The sequence below is a fragment of the Prevotella sp. AM42-24 genome (assembly GCF_003461825.1).
In the GTDB taxonomy this organism is placed as follows: Bacteria; Bacteroidota; Bacteroidia; order Bacteroidales; family Bacteroidaceae; genus Prevotella; species Prevotella hominis.
The window spans coordinates 1-17,245 of sequence record NZ_QTXV01000003.1 but is presented as its reverse complement, the minus strand read 5'-3'; the positions used below and the strand labels follow the sequence as shown (position 1 = coordinate 17,245).

12 protein-coding genes are annotated in these 17,245 nt (G+C 41.0%); 9 read left to right on the top strand and 3 right to left on the bottom strand.

Translation table 11 applies throughout. The annotated features are described in order from the left end of the window. Positions 1–40 precede the first annotated feature (40 nt). From DW917_RS01730 to DW917_RS01695, 8 genes are all read left to right on the top strand, one after another. Positions 41–2,017 carry an Ig-like domain-containing domain gene (locus tag DW917_RS01730; protein ID WP_118115908.1) on the top strand — a complete coding sequence of 659 codons (1,977 nt, stop codon included), beginning with the start codon at positions 41–43 and terminating at the stop codon, positions 2,015–2,017. 6 nt (positions 2,018–2,023) lie between these two features. Beyond that, entirely contained in the window at positions 2,024–2,836 is an 813-nt protein-coding gene (locus DW917_RS01725; RefSeq protein ID WP_118115906.1) for a DUF3108 domain-containing protein, read from the top strand. Positions 2,837–2,933: 97 nt separating this feature from the next. Then, positions 2,934–3,440 (top strand): RNA polymerase sigma factor, encoded by a 507-nt coding sequence (locus DW917_RS01720; RefSeq protein WP_118115904.1) that lies wholly within the window; start codon positions 2,934–2,936, stop codon positions 3,438–3,440. A gap of 83 nt (positions 3,441–3,523) precedes the next feature. Further along, the gene (locus DW917_RS01715; RefSeq protein ID WP_118115901.1) at positions 3,524–4,585 is read left to right on the top strand and encodes a FecR family protein; all 1,062 of its coding nucleotides are present in this window, start codon (positions 3,524–3,526) and stop codon (positions 4,583–4,585) included. 271 nt (positions 4,586–4,856) lie between these two features. Then, a complete protein-coding gene (locus tag DW917_RS01710) occupies positions 4,857–8,279 on the top strand; it encodes a TonB-dependent receptor (RefSeq protein ID WP_118115899.1) in 3,423 nt (1,140 codons plus the stop codon). A 7-nt stretch (positions 8,280–8,286) separates the two neighbouring features. Then, positions 8,287–9,735, top strand: a complete 1,449-nt coding sequence (locus tag DW917_RS01705; protein ID WP_118115897.1) for a RagB/SusD family nutrient uptake outer membrane protein — start codon at positions 8,287–8,289, stop codon at positions 9,733–9,735. 25 nt (positions 9,736–9,760) lie between these two features. Then, positions 9,761–10,579: a DUF4465 domain-containing protein gene (locus tag DW917_RS01700; RefSeq protein ID WP_118115895.1), complete on the top strand. Its 819-nt coding sequence runs from the start codon at positions 9,761–9,763 to the stop codon at positions 10,577–10,579. A gap of 21 nt (positions 10,580–10,600) precedes the next feature. Then, complete coding sequence (locus DW917_RS01695) at positions 10,601–11,926, top strand: TlpA disulfide reductase family protein (protein ID WP_118115893.1); 1,326 nt, start codon at positions 10,601–10,603, stop codon at positions 11,924–11,926. 172 nt (positions 11,927–12,098) lie between these two features. On the opposite strand, the gene DW917_RS17145 is transcribed toward DW917_RS01695, so the two are convergent. The 3 genes from DW917_RS17145 to DW917_RS01685 form a co-directional block, all read right to left on the bottom strand. Further along, positions 12,099–12,263: a hypothetical protein gene (locus DW917_RS17145; protein WP_158570052.1), complete on the bottom strand. Its 165-nt coding sequence runs from the start codon at positions 12,261–12,263 to the stop codon at positions 12,099–12,101. A gap of 70 nt (positions 12,264–12,333) precedes the next feature. Beyond that, a complete protein-coding gene (locus tag DW917_RS01690) occupies positions 12,334–13,722 on the bottom strand; it encodes a hypothetical protein (protein WP_147344098.1) in 1,389 nt (462 codons plus the stop codon). Between the two features lie 176 nt (positions 13,723–13,898). After that, entirely contained in the window at positions 13,899–15,476 is a 1,578-nt protein-coding gene (locus tag DW917_RS01685; protein ID WP_118115889.1) for an ATP-binding protein, read from the bottom strand. A gap of 419 nt (positions 15,477–15,895) precedes the next feature. Here DW917_RS01685 and DW917_RS01680 point away from each other — a divergent pair, with 419 nt between their 5' ends. After that, entirely contained in the window at positions 15,896–17,200 is a 1,305-nt protein-coding gene (locus tag DW917_RS01680) for a VapE domain-containing protein (RefSeq protein WP_118115887.1), read from the top strand. The last annotated feature ends 45 nt before the right edge of the window (positions 17,201–17,245 follow it).

The window sequence follows — 17,245 nt, the reverse complement described above, 5'->3', positions numbered from 1 at the left end:
ATATTAAAGGATAAGAATAATTAGCAGAAAGGTAAGAATAATGAAGAAGATATTAGATTTTTTAGTTGGAAACAGCCAGAAGGAAAAAACTCTGTTTTTGCCTCTCTATCTGCTTGCTTTTCTGCTTTTGGTTTCCTGTGCCAAGATGGGACAGCCAGACGGAGGATGGTATGATGAAACTCCACCTAAGGTGATAGGTGCCGACCCGGCAGATGGCGGAATAGGGGTGAAGAGCAAGAAAGTAAGCATCTACTTCGATGAGTTTATCAAGCTCGACAATCCTTCTGAGAAAGTCATCGTGTCTCCACCTCAGTTGGAGGCTCCAGAAATCAAGGCTGCGGGTAAGAAAATCACCGTCTCTCTGGTCGATTCCCTGAAGCCGAATACGACTTATACCATTGATTTCTCTGATGCTATCAGTGATAACAATGAGAACAATCCGATGGGTAACTTCACCTATAGTTTTTCTACGGGCGAGGCTATCGACACCATGGAAGTATCCGGATATGTGCTCGAAGCAGAAAATCTGGAACCGATCAAGGGTATTTTAGTGGGTCTGTATAGCGATCAGGCTGATTCTGCATTCAAGACCAAGCCGATGCTCCGAGTGAGCCGTACGGATAGCCGTGGCCGCTTCGTAGTGAAGGGTATTGCACCAGGCTCTTATCGCATCTATGCCTTGCAGGATATGGATGGCAACTATATGTTCAATCAGAAAAGCGAGAAATTAGCTTTCTCTCATGACATCATCGTACCTTCCTGCAAGCCGGACGTCAGACAGGATACCACTTGGATTGATACGCTTCATATCAAATCTATCGCCCAGGTGGATTACACCCATTTCTATCCAGACGATATTGTGCTGAGAGCATTCACCGAAACGCTTACCGACCGCTATTTTCTGAAGTCAGAGCGCAAGGAACCCAACAATTTCTCTCTCTTCTTCAGTTATGGAGATAGCATCCTGCCTACCATCAAGGGTCTGAATTTCAATGAGAAAGATGCTTTCCTGCTGGAGGCAGCAGAGAAGAAGGATACCCTTACTTACTGGTTGAAAGATACTGCGTTGGTCAATCAGGACACGCTGCGGATGGAATTGGCTTATCGTATGACCGACAGTACCGGCGTATTGGTGGATAAGCTTGATACATTGGAGATATTGGCAAAGACTCCATACGCCAAGCGGCAGAAACAGCTCAACAAGGAACTGGAAGACTGGACCAAGAAACAGGAAAAACTCAAGAAGAAAGGGGAGCCTTATGATTCCATCATGCCTCTCAAGCCATTGGAAGTGCAGGTGGGCGTCTCATCCCAGTTGGATCCGGATAAGAACATCCGATTTACGTTCCCTACGCCTCTCTCAAAGGCAGATACGGCAGGCATTCATCTTTATGCCAAGCATGATACGCTCTGGTATCGGGCACCTTTCGAGTTTAAACCGGTTCCTAATAAGTTGAGGGAATATGAGTTGCGAGGCGAATGGCGTCCGAATATCGAATATAGTCTGGAAGTGGATTCTGCGGCATTCGAAGACATCTACGGATTGGCTACCAAGGCTATCAAACAGGGATTCAAGGTATCTTCGCTGGATGAGTATGGTACTCTTCTGGTCAATATCACCAGTTTGACTGACGAACCGCTGCTTGTACAGTTGCTCAATGGTCAGGATCAGGTAGTCAAGGAAGTGAAGGCCATCAATGGTGTGGCAGAATTTTATTATCTGAAGCCACAGAAATATTACTTGCGCCTGATAGTGGACCGCAACAATAACGGCAAGTGGGATACGGGCTGTTATGATGAAGACCAGCAGGCAGAAGAAGTATATTACTATCCTGGAGCTATCGAATGTAAGGCGAAGTGGGATGTCACGGAATCTTGGGATCCTAAGGAGAAACCATTGTCACACCAGAAGCCAGGTGCCATCACCAAGCAGAAGCCAGACAAGGAGAAGAAAGTAAAGAACCAGAATGTAGAGCGTGCCAAGAAACTTGGCATACAATACATTCCTAAAATATGATGAACTATGAAAAGAATGAAGTCATTGTGGATAGCAGTATTACTGCTGATGGTCAGCACTACAGTGTCTGCCCAGTGTACTTTCCGTAATACAGCCTTCAAGTCGGGTGAGTTTCTCACTTACAATTTGTATTACAACTGGAAGTTTGTGTGGGTGAAGGCTGGTACAGCCAGCATGTCTATTGTGCAGAGTACCAAGAATGGCAAGCCCGCTTATCGCACCTCATTGGTGACGAGAGGAAATCACAAGGTAGATGATTTCTTTGTCCTTCGTGATACGCTTTTGAGCTATACGGGTACCGATATGTCTCCGATGTATTTCCGCAAGGGAGCTCGTGAGGGCAAGCGATATACGGTAGATGAGGATTTCTACAGCTATTCTGGCGGCAAGTGTCATGTCAAGATGCATCGTAAGCACAATGACGGTTCTCATTCCTGGAAGAAAGTCAGCTATGATGATTGCGTATTTGACATGCTGAACATCTTCCTCCGTGCCCGTAGTTTCGATCCTGCCAACTGGAAGAAGGGTTATGTAGTCAAGTTCCCGATTGTGGATGGCGATGGCCGTACTCCTGCCCAGATTAAGTTTGCGGGCAGAGAAACCATCAAGGCCGACAATGGTGTGAAGTATCGTTGTTTGCGTCTGGCTTATCAGGAGTATGAGAAGGGCAAGTATAAGCGCATCGTCGATTTCTACATTACTGATGATGAAAATCATGTACCTGTACGTCTGGACATGTTCCTGAAGTTTGGTAGTGCCAAGGCCTTCCTCATTGGTATGAAGGGCGTTAGAAATCCTGTTACTTCTATTGTGAAGTAAGAAGAGGAGAAAATATAAAAAAATACAGTCTTACTCAATAGTCTTGGGTAAAACTGTATTTTCTTTATTTGTAAGGGAGATAAATTATTGAGAGAGAATGGATAGACAGAGCTTTGAAAAATTATTTAAGGACAATTATTCCAAAGCCTACTACCTTGCCTTGCGCATCTTGCATGATAACGAGGTAAGCAAGGATGTTGTATCCGATGCTTTCGAACTGGTTTGGAAAAGAGTCCGGTATCAAGATGTTGATAATATTTCTTCCTATCTGTTGACTACAGTAAAGAATGTCAGCTTAGACTATATTCGTAGGCAGGATATTCGTTCTCGTTATGTATTGGCGAGTATGAAGGAAACAGAAATGGTGGTCAATTCTGTTTATGACCATTGGGATGTTCATGAAGAGAAAATAAAGGCGATAATGGGTGCTTTAACTGAGTTGACTCCGCGAACCCAACAGATTGTACAGCTCTGTTATGTGGAGCATAAGAAATACAGAGAGGTCGCGGCGGAGTTGGATATCAGCGAGAGTGCCGTGAAAAAACATATCATGCAGGCACTCAGTTATATGCGGCAAAAATTCAAAGGTGCTGAGTTTTACTAAACTTAACTTATTCTAACGAAATATTAAGACGTTAAAGGTACCATATTTTCTCGAAACTTCGTTTTAAAAGAAAAAAGATTCCAATGAAAGAAGAAAAAGATATAAAACAGCAAGTCTTAGATGCAATGGACGATTCTGTAGAGGATATGCTTCAGCATTCAGATGCACAACTCGAATCCGAGGTGGGCATGGAGACCTTGTGCGATATACTGGATTTGGACGAAGCCGCTAATCGCCAATTTGGACCTGTTCCTGATGTGAATGCTGCATGGGATAAGTTCAGTAAAGATAAGATGGAAGAAGAATATGAGGAGGAAGAATCTGAGAGCCATCCGATATTCAAGACTTTGTTACGTTATATTGCAGCCAGTGCTGCAGCTATTCTGCTGATTGTAGTCTTGATGACCTGGAATCATCAGCAGCTGGGTCAAAAACCGATGGCGGAAGTCAAGGATTCAGTAGAAAATCAAATTGCTAAGATAGAATCTCCACAATCTCATGAAGTATCTGCATCAGAATCAGTAAAAACGATTGAGATTAAAGCAGGAGAGCAGAAGACTGTTACTTTGCCTGATGGCACAGAAGTATGTCTTAATTCAAAGAGTATCCTGAAATATCCAGAGAATTTTGGTAAAGACAATCGTAATGTAGAGTTTTATGGTGAGGGATATTTCAAAGTACACCATGATGCTAATCTTCCTTTTATTATCAAGACTCATTCCGTTTCAACCAAGGTATTAGGTACAGAATTTAATCTTCGTTGTTATAACAATGAGGATGTACACGTCACTTTGGTACAAGGTTCTGTGGAGGTATCTCTTGACCAGAGCAAGGTGAGAATTTCCCCAAAACAAGATGCTTATATAGAAAATGGCAAGGTCATGGTTCAGAATGTCAACCCTAAAGACTTTACGAGTTGGAAGGATGGCGTCTTGTATTTCGACAATGCTTCTTTGCGTACCATTTTACAGCAGTTGGGACGAGTATATGATGTGAATATAGTTTGTCGTGACGAGCAATTGCTCAACAAGCATTTCCATTATATGTGCAATATAAAGGATAGTTTAGAGAATGCTCTTAAGTTGCTCAATGAGAGTTCTGAGGTTAATGTCAAGCTTCAGGATAATGTGATAGTTATAGAGTAATTACCGTTTCTATAGTCTTGTCCGTCTCTTAAATTCGCTTCTAAAGTAGTGATAAAGGAAGATGTCTTCTGAGACATGTTTTATATTGCATAGTTATTCAAATTTTACCATTTGTATCATTGAAATAATTAAGAATCTCGCCTAAAAAGTTACAAAATAGAACTTTTTAGGCGAATTTTCTTTCAATTAGGGTGCCTTGTTTCGATAATGGCACGTCATAATGGCATATAAAAGAGAAATAATATTCATTAATTAATAATAAAATGCTGTTATGAGAAAGAAGAGAATTCTGTTTTCTACATGCTTGGCATTGCTGGTGTCTGGTTATACAGGTAGTTACGCTGTAGCCCAGACTAAGGGTGTGAAGTATGAGCAAATGATCAGTTCCAAGCCTTTGACTTCGGTATTGAAAGAGTTGGAAGAGAGATTTAGTACCAAGATTATTTTCTCTTATGAGGATCTTGATGCCTACAAAGTGAATGCTAATGTGAAAGCCAATAGCATTGAGAGTGCATTGAAGCAAGTGTTAGCTGGTCTCCCTGTGACCTATACGCAAAACAATGGTGTCATTTCTGTCAAAGTTATCTCTCCGAATTCTACTGTAGGACAGGCTGCAAAGGTTACGATTTCTGGTCGTGTGCTTGATGATAAGGGTGATCCGATTCCTGCTGCAACTGTTACGTTGCAAGGCAAGAAGGGTATAGGTACAGTTACTGATTTCAACGGTAATTTTACGATGAATCTTGACCAAGGTAAGGGTGAGACCTTGTTGGTTTCGTTTCTTGGTATGAAAACTTCTTCTTATTTTGTTAATTGTCGTAAGAACGTTAGCAATATAACAGTTACATTGAGCGATGATAAACAGTTGCTTGATGAGGTTGTAGTTATTGGTTATGGAACAGCTAAGGCTAAAGATTTAACAGGTTCTGTATCTCGTCTTTCTGAGAAAGATGTGGAGATGGCTCCAATGACTTCTAATATTGCCAGTATGATTCAAGGTAAGGCTGCTGGTGTCAATGTCATGATTTCCAATGCTTCTCCTACTTCTCCTGTTTCTTTGGTTATCCGTGGACAGTCTTCTCTTTCTGGTGATGGTCAGCCTTTGTGGGTGATTGATGGTGTGCCACAGTATTCAGCCAGTATTTCAGGTGATGTAAGCAATACTTTGTATAATTTGGATTTGAATGATGTGCAGAGTATTGATATTTTGAAGGATGCTTCTGCTACAGCTATTTATGGTTCTCGTGCAGCTAATGGTGTTGTTATTGTTACTACGAAAACGGGTTCTGAAGGTATGAAACCTACCATCGAGTTCAATGCTCGTTATGGTTGGCAGGAACTTAATTCCAACGATATGAAGACTTTGAATGCCGAGGAGTATAAGACTTATTCAAAGAAAGCAAATTTGTTGGAGGCTTTTCGTAATGGTGGCATGACCTATTTTAATAGAAAATACATGGATTTGGATAAGTTCAACCTGATTAATACCAGTCAATGGGATATGACTGATATAGATAACTTATGGTTGCCAAATGCTTATTATAATGGTCATGATAACTATTGGGATATGATGACCCAAAGTGCTGCTGTCCAAAACTATAATGTTTCTATTCGTGGTGGTTCTCCTAAGACCTCTTACTATGCATCTGTTAGTTATAAGGATCAGGATGGTATTGTCAAGGGTAGTAATTCACGAACCTTTGGTGGACGTTTCAACTTTGAGTCAATGGTTTCTGACAAGTTGAAATTTGGTATGAATATGGATGCTTCTTCCCGTAGTGCTAATCAGAAGGATAATATGATTTATCGCCTGATTAAAATGCGTCCTGATTATCCAGCTTACAACGAAGATGGTACTATCAATACGATTGACTACTATACAAAGAATCCTCTTGTAGAATTGAAGGACTTGAATTATAGTGTTTCCAGAAATATCAATGCATCTGGTTTCTTGGAGTATAACATCTTCAAATTTTTGAAATTCCGTACCACTTTGAATGCCCAGTATGGCAATGCCAAGTCAGAGAGTTTCACACGCCGTTATTATGATTCTGGCACAAACTCAGGATCTCAGAGTGATACACAAAATTATACGATAGTATGGGATAACTTGTTGACTTTCTATAAAACTATGGGCAAGCATGACTTGCAAGCTATGTTGGGTCATTCCGTAGAACATATATCTACTGATTATATGTCAGCTTCTGGTACTAACTACCCTGATGATGACATTTTGACCAACTTAGGTAGTGCTGCCAATAGAAGTAAGATGAATAGTAACAAGAGTGCTGCTTCTTTGGTTTCAGTCTTTGCTCGTGCTCAATATAAATATAACGACAGATATTTATTAACAGGTACTTTCCGTACTGATGGTTCTTCTCGCTTTGGTAAGGATAACCGTTGGGGGTATTTCCCTTCAGTAGCTGCAGGTTGGATTATTACAGAAGAGGAGTTTATGAAACCTCTGAAAGATGTCGTAAGTTATTTGAAGTTGAGAGCTTCTTATGGTTTGACAGGTTCTCAGAACTTAGGCTATTATGACTTTACCAGTTATATGGGTTCTAATATGTTCAATAAGCAGCCTGGAACTTATCCATCAACTTTGGGTAATAACACTTTGCAGTGGGAATCTCAGACACAGACGGATATAGGTCTTGACTATGGTTTCTTGGATGACCGTATCCGTGGTTCGTTTGGTTGGTATCGTAAGTATGTTGATAACTTGATAACAAATCGTCCTGTTCCGATTTCTTCAGGTTTCTCCTCTGCTAACCAGAATATAGGTGCCATTAGTAATACTGGTATTGAATTCGATATTACTGCAGATATCATCAAGAATCATGATATGACTTGGGAGGTCAACTTCAATGCAGCTCATAACCGTGGAATCTTGGAGAAATTGAATGGAGTTAACAAGTACTTGGGTGGTACAGCCTATGACAACTACAAGATAGAGGAAGGCGGCAAGTTAGGTCGTTTTTATGGATATGTAGATGCAGGTCGTTTGTATGAAAATGGCGAGGAAGTTTGGGCATGTAAACCAATTGATCCTTCTACAGGAAAACCAACCAACTATCGTGTTACTTCATGGACAGAAAATGTAGGTGATGTTTATGTTGTCGATCTTGATGGTGACGGAAAGATTACTGCTGATGGTGACCGTACTTATATAGGTGATGCCATTCCTGATATGTTTGGAGGTTTTGGCACTACTTTGTATTGGAAAGGCTTGATGTGTAATTTGACATTTACCTATTCTATAGGTGGTCAGCGTTATTGGAGTGATGAAGCTTCTACATTTGGCGGTACCAATGCGTATAATACATTGAATATAGTGAAAGATAGCTATACAATGGTTGGCAATAACAATCCAAAGTATCCTGTAGTAACTCACTATGGTATGGGTCAGAATAGTGTATTTACAAACCGCTGGTTGCATGATGCTTCTTATATGCGTCTGAGTGCCTTAAACCTTTCTTACAAGTTCCCTGTGGAATGGTTCCGTAAGTCTGTGGTTAAAGGAATAGAGTTGACATTCCAGGCAACCAACTTGTTTACCATAACGAAGTATCCAGGCATGGATCCTCAGGGTAACTTCAATGCTGGTGCGGGATTGTATGGATATGGTACAGATTATAGTACTTATCCTTCTGCAAAGACATTTAATGTAGGCGTGAAAGTAACGATTAAATAAAGAAACAATGAAGAAAATTAAAATATTCAGTTTGTTGCTGGCTGGAAGTTTGTGCTTTACAGCTTGTGATGACTATCTTACAGAAACTCCAAAGCATTCCTTGACTACTGATAATGCAGTTTTGGATTATTCTGGTGCAAAAAATGCTGTAAACGGCATTTATGGTGTATATGAGACTGGCGGTTCTAATCTGGGAGGATATTTGTATTCTTACCTTCAGTGCATGGCTGGATTTTGGACATATAGCAATGAGATGTATTCTATGAGCTATAAGCAGAGTTCAAGTGCTACTGCCAGTCAATGGTCTCAGTTATATGATATTATTAATACTTGTAATGCTGCCATCAATGGTATAAACAAGTTGGATGATAGTAGTTTTCCTTCTGTAGCTGACAAAAACTCACTCTTAGGCGAGGCTCGTTGTTTTCGTGGCTATTGTAATTTGGAATTATTGTGGCTCTATGGACATTGGTTTGACAAGGCTGATTCTCCATACGGTATCATCTATCGTGACCAGACTTCTGAATTGTCTAACTTGATGGTAGGCAGAAGTACAGTAGGTGAGAGTTATCAATATATTCTTGATGATTTAGAGTTTGCAGAACAGAATGCTCCTGATTATACTACAGCATATCGTATGAATAAACTCTTTGCCAAGGCCATGCATGCAAAGTTGTTGCTGGTTCGTGGATGGGAAGGAGATTATGCTAAAGCTTTGACATTGGTCAACGAATTATTGGCAAACAATTCTGGTTGGCAGATGGAAACCGATTTGGCTAAACTTTACGAAAATGGCTGGAATTCCAAGGAAAACTGTTTCTCACATTATTTGGGTGATAATACGGATTCTTATTATGGTATTTCTGGTTATGAATTTATGTACTCATACGGCTTCTATTATAGCAATAAGTTTACGGATTTGGTTCAGGAATGGCTTGATAATGATGCACGCCATGATGTAACTTTTGGTACTGCTCGTGCTCCAGAAACATGGGATACCAGTACTAAAGACAATATCTTGACCAAGCTTTATCATTGCGGCCGCTATGCAGGAAAGAATGATATGTATGCTACTTATCCTATGCGTTATGCCGAGTTATATTTGATGAAAGCTGAATTGTTGGCTCGAACTAATCCTTCTGATATTCAGGGTGCTTTGGCTCCTCTGAATGAGATGAGAGCCAAATACACCAATCCTGTAATGGAACCTGTCACAGGTATCAGTACACATCAGGAATTGATGGATGCGATTTTCAAGGAATACGTAGTGGCTTTGTTCATGGAGAATGAAACCCCTTGGTTTGCATCTTTACGTTTCGAGCATGATGGAAAACCATGGATTTATACATTAAAGCCAGAAGTCAATTTCAGTGAGAATCAGTATTGCTGGCCTATTCCTGATGATGAGATTCATGCTCATAGCAATGTTATAGAGCAAAATCCTGGACTTGAATAATAAAAATAAGTAATAAGATAAGACAATGAAGAAGATTATATTTAGTATGTTAGTTCTCTTTGGAGGATTGATGGCGTCATGTAGTGATGATATGGATTTGGTCATTCCTCATGCCGATAATATCACTTTTTCGGAATTAGAGATTCCAACTCGTTTCTCTCATGTCATTCCTGACAATGGGTTCTCTGTTGCGGGTATGAATTTCAATACAGTGAAGGCTGGTAAACAATTGGCAGGTGGTTTCTGTTATAGTAATCGTTCTTTGCGCTCTTTCACGTGGGGAGGTGACGAGACTGCTGTTGACTCTATGCGCTATAGTGTTTGGTCAACCAAGCCTAATAATACAGGTACATATTTGGTTTGCCATATCAATGGTGATGATGCTTACTTTACTTTGGACAAGCCAAAGAAGATTGAGTACATTCTTGTATCTAATACAACATGGGATTATCTTGCTATGACTTATGGTGATACATACGGAACAGCGGAAAAGCCTATGCAAAATCCTAATATTCCCAGCAAACCAAAGGGAATTTGGCATACATACGTTGAAGGCGGTGTAAAGAAGTTTGGGGAAAATGACTATTTCATAGTTACAGCTAAGGGTTACCTTGCTGGTAGTGAGACAGGAAGTGTTAGTTTCGACTTGGCTTGCAAGAAAGGACATAACGCAGACCATCCTACTTGGGATTATGTAGTAGCTGATTGGATGAAGATGGATCTTACGGCTTTGGGTACTGTTGATAAGGTAGTATTCTATTTAGATTCCTCTGATAAGGATGAAAATGGTAAAATGCGTACACCTGCTTGGTTCTGTCTTGATGGTTTTCAATTTGCAAAGTAATACAACTAATAATATCAATAAATGATTAGCAAAAGAATATTTAGTATTGCATTGACATGGCTTGCCGCTATGTCAATGCACGCAGGAACTTATACTTTTAAAATTGTTCATCCAGAGGAAGGAGCAAAGTTGAAGTTGACTTGGTGTGCATCCAATGAAATAATGGATGTAGATGTAGTGAATGGTGTAGTTACTGTAAAAAAGGATGGTTTCACTCCACAGTACGTACAGGTACGTTATGGTAAATCTTTCAGTCGTAATTTATATCTGGAGTCTGATAAAGATCTGACTGTAGATTATGATACAGAATCTCGTGTTTTCAATTGTACTGGTGATTTGGCATCTGTCAATAACTATTTGTTGAAAACTCGCTTTGCATTTCTTGGCTTTGATGATTCTGGCAAGGATGAGGCTGCTTTTATCAAGAGCAATGATAGTGTATATGAGGCTAACTTGGCCTTATTGAAAAAGGCGGGTTTACCTGCTAAATTCACTAAGAAAGAACAAGAGCATTTGAAATTGCAGTCTTATTCTAAGTTCCCTTTATATAAGTCATATTATCAGTATATTCATAAATTAGAGTCATTTGAACCTTCTGATGTATATTATGCCAAGTTGAAGGAATTGGCTGTTATGGATGGTAGTTTGTTTGAATATCCTGAATACGGAGAGTTTATCACGAATTCTATTTTGTGTCAGGTTTTTAAGGGTGGTGATAGAAAACAAGAATTTATGAACTTCATGGATGCTCATGTTGCAGATGCTCAAGTGAAATCTTATGTAACTAATGCTTATCTTTATGGTGTGGTTTCTGGTTCTGGATTGGATGGAAATGATGAAGTAATTGCATACTTCCACAAGAATGTAACAGATGCCAAGAATATAGAGAAGTTTGACAATATGTGCAAGCAATGGGAAGCTTTGAGAGCTGGTAATCCTTCACCTTCTTTTAATTGTCCTGATATCAATGGTAAGATGGTTTCCTTGGAGTCTCTGAAGGGTAAATATGTTTATATCGATGTTTGGGCAACATGGTGTGGTCCTTGTCGTGGTGAACTTCCTTATATGACCAAGTTGGAGGAGGCATACGTTGGTAAGGACATCTACTTCGTCGGTTTGTCCTGCGACCAAAACAAGCAGGCTTGGGAAAAGCGCATCCAAAAGGGTGATATGAAGGGTATTCAGTTACACATGGGTAATAAGGATGAGTTTATGAATAAATATCTCATCAATGGCATCCCTCGTTTCATCTTGCTTGATCGTGAAGGAAAGATTATCAAGGCTGATGCACCTCGCCCATCAAGTCCAGAGACTTCTAAGCTTATTGATGAATTATTGAAGAAATAAATACAATCTCTCTCTTGCAAAACAGTGGTTTTGAAAAATATTATTGGCACGGCTATCTGAGAAGATGGTCGTGCTTTTGGCTTTTATAGAGCTGCGCGAACACTTAATCTTTCTGGCTGCTTACTGGTACACAATTCTTCTGTTTCTGCTAAAGTGAATGGATGGAGAGGCATCACATCATTTCCTTCTTAAACCAGAGTTCAAATACACTGTCGGCAAGAAAAACACCCTGCTTCTCGATGTAGATGATCTCTTTATCAATCAGAGATTTCTTGATGCGGTCTTGCAGACATTCTTCATTTACTTTAGTCTTGATTTCTGATGCAAAAGTACGCAAAAAAAATAAAGTTCACAAGTTTGTGGACCACAAACTTGTGAACTTTAATATTATTTTGGAAATCAAGAGGTTATAAGTATTTCCACCCCACGATGGCTTGCTCCATCTCCTGGCATAGCTTCTGAAATTTCTGGCAGAGAGAGTTCGACCATTTGGTCATGCCGAACAGCTGCTTCTGCTCCAGAAAATCATCATTATCCCATTGTGTGTAGTCGTAGTCGGAGAAGTAACGCTTGTATTCACGCAAGGTATCGCCAGAAAAACGCTTGTAGTCTTCTACGTCGCCAAACCAGTAGCTGCTCATCATCTGACGGGCAAAAGCCTCATGAGAATAATTGCCTAAAAGATTGTGATGCTTCAATACGCTCCATACGCAGAACCATTGGTTCTTCCTGTTTACCAACTTCACCATCAGCGAAATCGTTTTTCTCAATTCTTCCATTTTTACCGGTCTTCCGTTGAGTACCGTTACAAAAACCTCATTGTCGAACTGCGGTTTTATTTCATTCGGATTCTGACATTCGTAAATTCGCTGTTCCAGAAGCTGCCATTTGGCAGTAGCAGAGAGCAGGCTGATGTATTCTTCAGCAGTAAATGTCAGTTGGTTTACTTCCTTTCCCATCTCATAGGCATCGTTTACATGGTGTAGGAACGGCAGGAGCAGACTGTCAGGCACTTCGTTTTGCAGTTTGCGCTGTTCGGAGCGCATCTGGTCTATGTTGAGTGTCAGCCGGTCGTTATTATATTCCAGAGTAGAGATATACAGATCGATGTCCATCTTGCCTTTCGGGTCTGTAGTATATTTCTGTACCCCCATTTCGGTGAGTCGTCCAGCCTCGTCGTCCGTAATATATCTTCCGCAAACATCGTTTACCCGTCGGAAATGATAGACCAGATAGCATGAGTAGCCATATAGTTGGAAGATATTCCAGAATCTTTCTTCGGGTTTTACTCCAGGATATTTCGCAAATTTGTTTTTCTTGAGAAAAGTTTTTTCCACGATATTGATGTCAGTTAAGAAATTGGCAATGGAGTTTTCCGACATGCCATCCTCTATGAGCAGTTCATGCAGTTTGGGAAACAGGATGCTCATCTGTGCAGAAAACATGCCGCTCTTATGACCTTCCAGTATTTTGGTGGCCTGATAATTTTCTATTATTTTTTTTAAGAAAGGGCTCATCTCATTGATGACGATCTGGCTGATGTTGTCGATATGGGTCTGATTGATGAACTTGCGCTGGTGGGTCAGGTCGTTGTGCTGCAAAGCGAAATCCTGGTCTGCCATGTAGCAGAGCCTTGAAGCCTTGGTGCATAGAGAGCGGATGTCAAAGTTCATCTCCTGGGTACTGTAGTCTTCCCAGCCTTGCATGAGAACCTGGCACATCATATAAAAAGTGTTCAGTTGTCGGTCGAAAACTTCATAGCTGAACGGTGATTGTTGTTCGTCTTTATCTGTCATGGTTGTATAAATAGCCTGTTATTACCTGTTTGTATGGGTAATGACTTGCATGATTTGAATGAATATTATATTGGTGTAAATCTAGATAAAATTTCTGAATTATAAGCCAGTAAGATAAAAAACTTGAATGATTTCCCTCGAATTGTGCGAGAAAAGACTCGGAGAGAGAACCATTCTTATTCCACTCTCTTCCAATCCAAGAGACCTTTTCCATTTTCGTCGAGTTCTATTCCCAATCCGATAATCTGACGATTGTCAGCCTTGAATGGTTCCATGTATTGTCGGTCGAGGATTTGTTGGGTGGCAGCGTCCTTGCCACCGTTGTTTCTTAATTTGAGTTCGATGACATATATGTAACGAGAGGTTTGCACAATCATATCGATTCTGCCTGTAGCAATCATTTTTTCTACTTCGACTTTCAAGCCGATTGCATTGAGGATGCTGCTGATGATAAGGCGGTAACGTTCCTCCATGTTCATCGAGGCAAGTTTCTTGTTGCTATAAGGTACATCGGCGATGAGTGCCTTTAGCGACTTCATCGCTTCGTCTATCTGTCCTGTGCCTAATTGGGCATACAGATTAGCTTGTAAGGACTGGATGTAGCTTTCTTCTCGCAGAGTCAATGCAGGGAGCACTATTTCATAGAGAGCTTGCTTCACTTCTTCGTTAGGGAAATCTAAAATATAGCCAAACTCATCGCTGTCCTTGATAGTGAGATAGCCTGACTGATATAGAAATAAGGAAGCACCACCTCCTGTTACATCTGATAATTCCAAGGTATTTCGCATGATGCGGCAATTCTCGAAGCTTTTTAGGCGTAGCTCCATGTTGTCAACAAACTTTAGGAGAAGTGAGGTTGCACCCGATGCTGCCCAATAATTTCTGATTTTGGATTGTTCCAAGGCATTTATCAGACTGTATGGATTATAAATGTCAATCATATTGTCCTCGCTAAAGTGATAACCATCATAATACTCTTTGAGGTGGTCATGTGTCTCTTGTGCTGTCCACTTGTTACGAATGTTCATTCTTTCCAACTCTGGCTTGAAGTTTTCGCTGATTTCCTCCTCAGTGATACCACAGATGGCGGCGTATTCAGGCAAGAAACTGATGTTGGTCAGGTTGTTTAAAACGGAGAATAGAGAAATCTGAGTGAACTTGGTGATACCTGTGATGAACACCAGTCGCTCGTATTCGTCATCGGCTTTCAAAATGGCAAAGACCTCACGGTAAACTTCTGTGCATTTCTCGTGTTCAGGAGTTTTCCATGAGTGCTGTAGGGGAGAGTCATATTCATCAATAAGAATAGCAACCTTCAAGCCTGTTTGTTTGTATGCGGTGGTAATGATGGCGTCAAAACGGTCGGCAAGATGGGCTGTAGATGGGAGGGTGATGGCATATTTCTTTTCATATTCCTTGAAACGTAAGTCAAGGTATGAGCGCAAAGTTTCTGCATTCGCACCGCCACGGCTAAGGTCAAGACGAATAACAGGATATTGCTTCCATTCTTTTTCCAACTGCATGATTTTCAGTCCCTCGAAGAGTTCTTTTCTTCCTTCGAAGTACATCTGTAGTGTATCGACAAGGATAGACTTGCCGAATCTACGAGGGCGGCTCAAGTAATTGAACAGTTTGCCACAGTTTGCTAAATACCAAACGATGTCGCTCTTATCTACATAGACATAGCCTTCTTCTCTGATCATTTTGAATGACTGAATGCCTGCTGGTAATTTTCTGATGTTGATGTCTGCCATGTCTGAATCTCCTATTTTTTTGCAAAGATAAAGAAAAAGAGTGAGAAAACCAATGAATGTATAAGGAAAATTTATTTTTCCCTGCTGTTTTCCCCGTTACCCTTTATTTTTTCCCCGTTTTTCCCTGCTGTGTTTCCGGGTTGCAGGGAAAAGTTGGAAAAGGGGGCTTCCGTTTTGTATCTTTGCATTGTCGATAAGAAATCGTACTGCGATGTGGTAAAATCCCTTCACCCTTCATCAGTTGCTTGTAAGTTACTGTGTGATAGGATGTTACGTGATAAATTACTCAAAATCACCCTTCACCACCCTTCACCGCCCTTCATCTTAAAAAAGGAGCAAGTTGGAAGGCGAGACTTGCAGAATGATATGACAATAGCTAATTAATTAATTAATTAATCATTAATATAAAAAAATAAATTATGAACAAACAACTAAATGAGATGTCATTATTGATGACAGGTAGCGGATCTTCTATCTATATGGTAGAGAGTTTTATGGAAGAGCATTATGCCTTCCGTCGTAATTTGCTTAGCGGAAAGACGGAAATGGCTGTTCTGAAGGACATAGAAGGGGATTCCCCTGATGATGGAGCATCTCCTGATGTTGAGGTATCTTCTGTTGATGAGGCTTCTTCTGTTGATGAGAAAGAAGAGACCACTCTTCAGAATAGCAATCTGAAATGGGAGGTGATGACCAAGGAGAAGGTCAACTCCATAGTCAGAGCTGCCAAAAAAATGGGAGTGGGAGGCAAGAAGTCGCCCCGACAGGACATCGAGGAATACATCTGCTCTGATGTCGTTCCTGACTTTGATCCTATCAGAGCTTATCTCATGGGATTGCCCAAGTGGGACGGCAAGAACCATGTTGCCGAACTGTTCAGCAGAATACCGGGACTGACAAGTGAGCAACTGTCATGGTGCGCCATCTGGCTCCGTTCTGCGGTGGCTCATTGGCTGCAGATGGATACGCTGCATGGCAACGAGGTGGTGCCTGTATTGATTGGTTCACAGGGTTGCGGAAAGAGTACCTTTGCCAATCGTCTCTTGCCTGAGCACCTGCGCCAGTATTTCCTCGACCACATCAACTTCGGCAATAAGTTTGATGCAGAGATGGCGCTCACTCACAACCTCTATGTCAATATAGACGAGTTTGCCAACATGGGACCTAACCAGCAGGGCAAGCTGAAACAGACCCTCTCCAAGGTAAAGGTGAACGGACGTCCTATCTTCGGCAAGGCGCAGGCAGATCGTCCCCGCTATGCTTCCTTCCTGGCCACCACCAATGATGAGCATCCGCTCTGCGACCCAACGGGAAGTCGTCGATTCATCTGTATTCACATCCCTTCTGGTTATCATATAGACAACGTCTCGGTCGTCTATTACGACCAGCTCTATGCGCAAGTAATGTATGAATTGAGGGATAAGAAGATACCTTATTGGTTCTCCAATGAGGAGGTGATTCGCTTGCAGGAACGTAATTTAGCTTTCTTCAAAACTGATGATTTGGAGACGATGCTCAAGACTTGTTTCCGAGTGCCGGGGGAAGAAGAGAAGGCGAAGTGGATGAATTGTTCAGAGGTGTATAATGTGCTCCATGAGCAGTATCCTATGTTGCTGCCAAGCATGAGCCTGAAAGTGAAAATTGGCCAGACGCTCAGACTGATGGGATGCTCCAATAAGCATACTAAGAGGGGGCAGGCTTATCTGCTTGTTTCTGCTGCTTGATTGGGTAAGCGGCTCCGCGTTTATACCTTGCATAATTGAAAAAAG

Excerpts from the sequence above, each read along its gene's own strand:
- DW917_RS01730 (WP_118115908.1), top strand. The coding sequence starts at position 41 with ATGAAGAAGATATTAGATTTTTTAGTTGGAAACAGCCAGAAGGAAAAA.
- DW917_RS01725 (WP_118115906.1), top strand. The coding sequence starts at position 2,024 with ATGAAAAGAATGAAGTCATTGTGGATAGCAGTATTACTGCTGATGGTC.
- DW917_RS01720 (WP_118115904.1), top strand. The coding sequence starts at position 2,934 with ATGGATAGACAGAGCTTTGAAAAATTATTTAAGGACAATTATTCCAAA.
- DW917_RS01715 (WP_118115901.1), top strand. The coding sequence starts at position 3,524 with ATGAAAGAAGAAAAAGATATAAAACAGCAAGTCTTAGATGCAATGGAC.
- DW917_RS01710 (WP_118115899.1), top strand. The coding sequence starts at position 4,857 with ATGAGAAAGAAGAGAATTCTGTTTTCTACATGCTTGGCATTGCTGGTG.
- DW917_RS01705 (WP_118115897.1), top strand. The coding sequence starts at position 8,287 with ATGAAGAAAATTAAAATATTCAGTTTGTTGCTGGCTGGAAGTTTGTGC.
- DW917_RS01700 (WP_118115895.1), top strand. The coding sequence starts at position 9,761 with ATGAAGAAGATTATATTTAGTATGTTAGTTCTCTTTGGAGGATTGATG.
- DW917_RS01695 (WP_118115893.1), top strand. The coding sequence starts at position 10,601 with ATGATTAGCAAAAGAATATTTAGTATTGCATTGACATGGCTTGCCGCT.
- DW917_RS01690 (WP_147344098.1), bottom strand. The coding sequence starts at position 13,722 with ATGACAGATAAAGACGAACAACAATCACCGTTCAGCTATGAAGTTTTC.
- DW917_RS01685 (WP_118115889.1), bottom strand. The coding sequence starts at position 15,476 with ATGGCAGACATCAACATCAGAAAATTACCAGCAGGCATTCAGTCATTC.
- DW917_RS01680 (WP_118115887.1), top strand. The coding sequence starts at position 15,896 with ATGAACAAACAACTAAATGAGATGTCATTATTGATGACAGGTAGCGGA.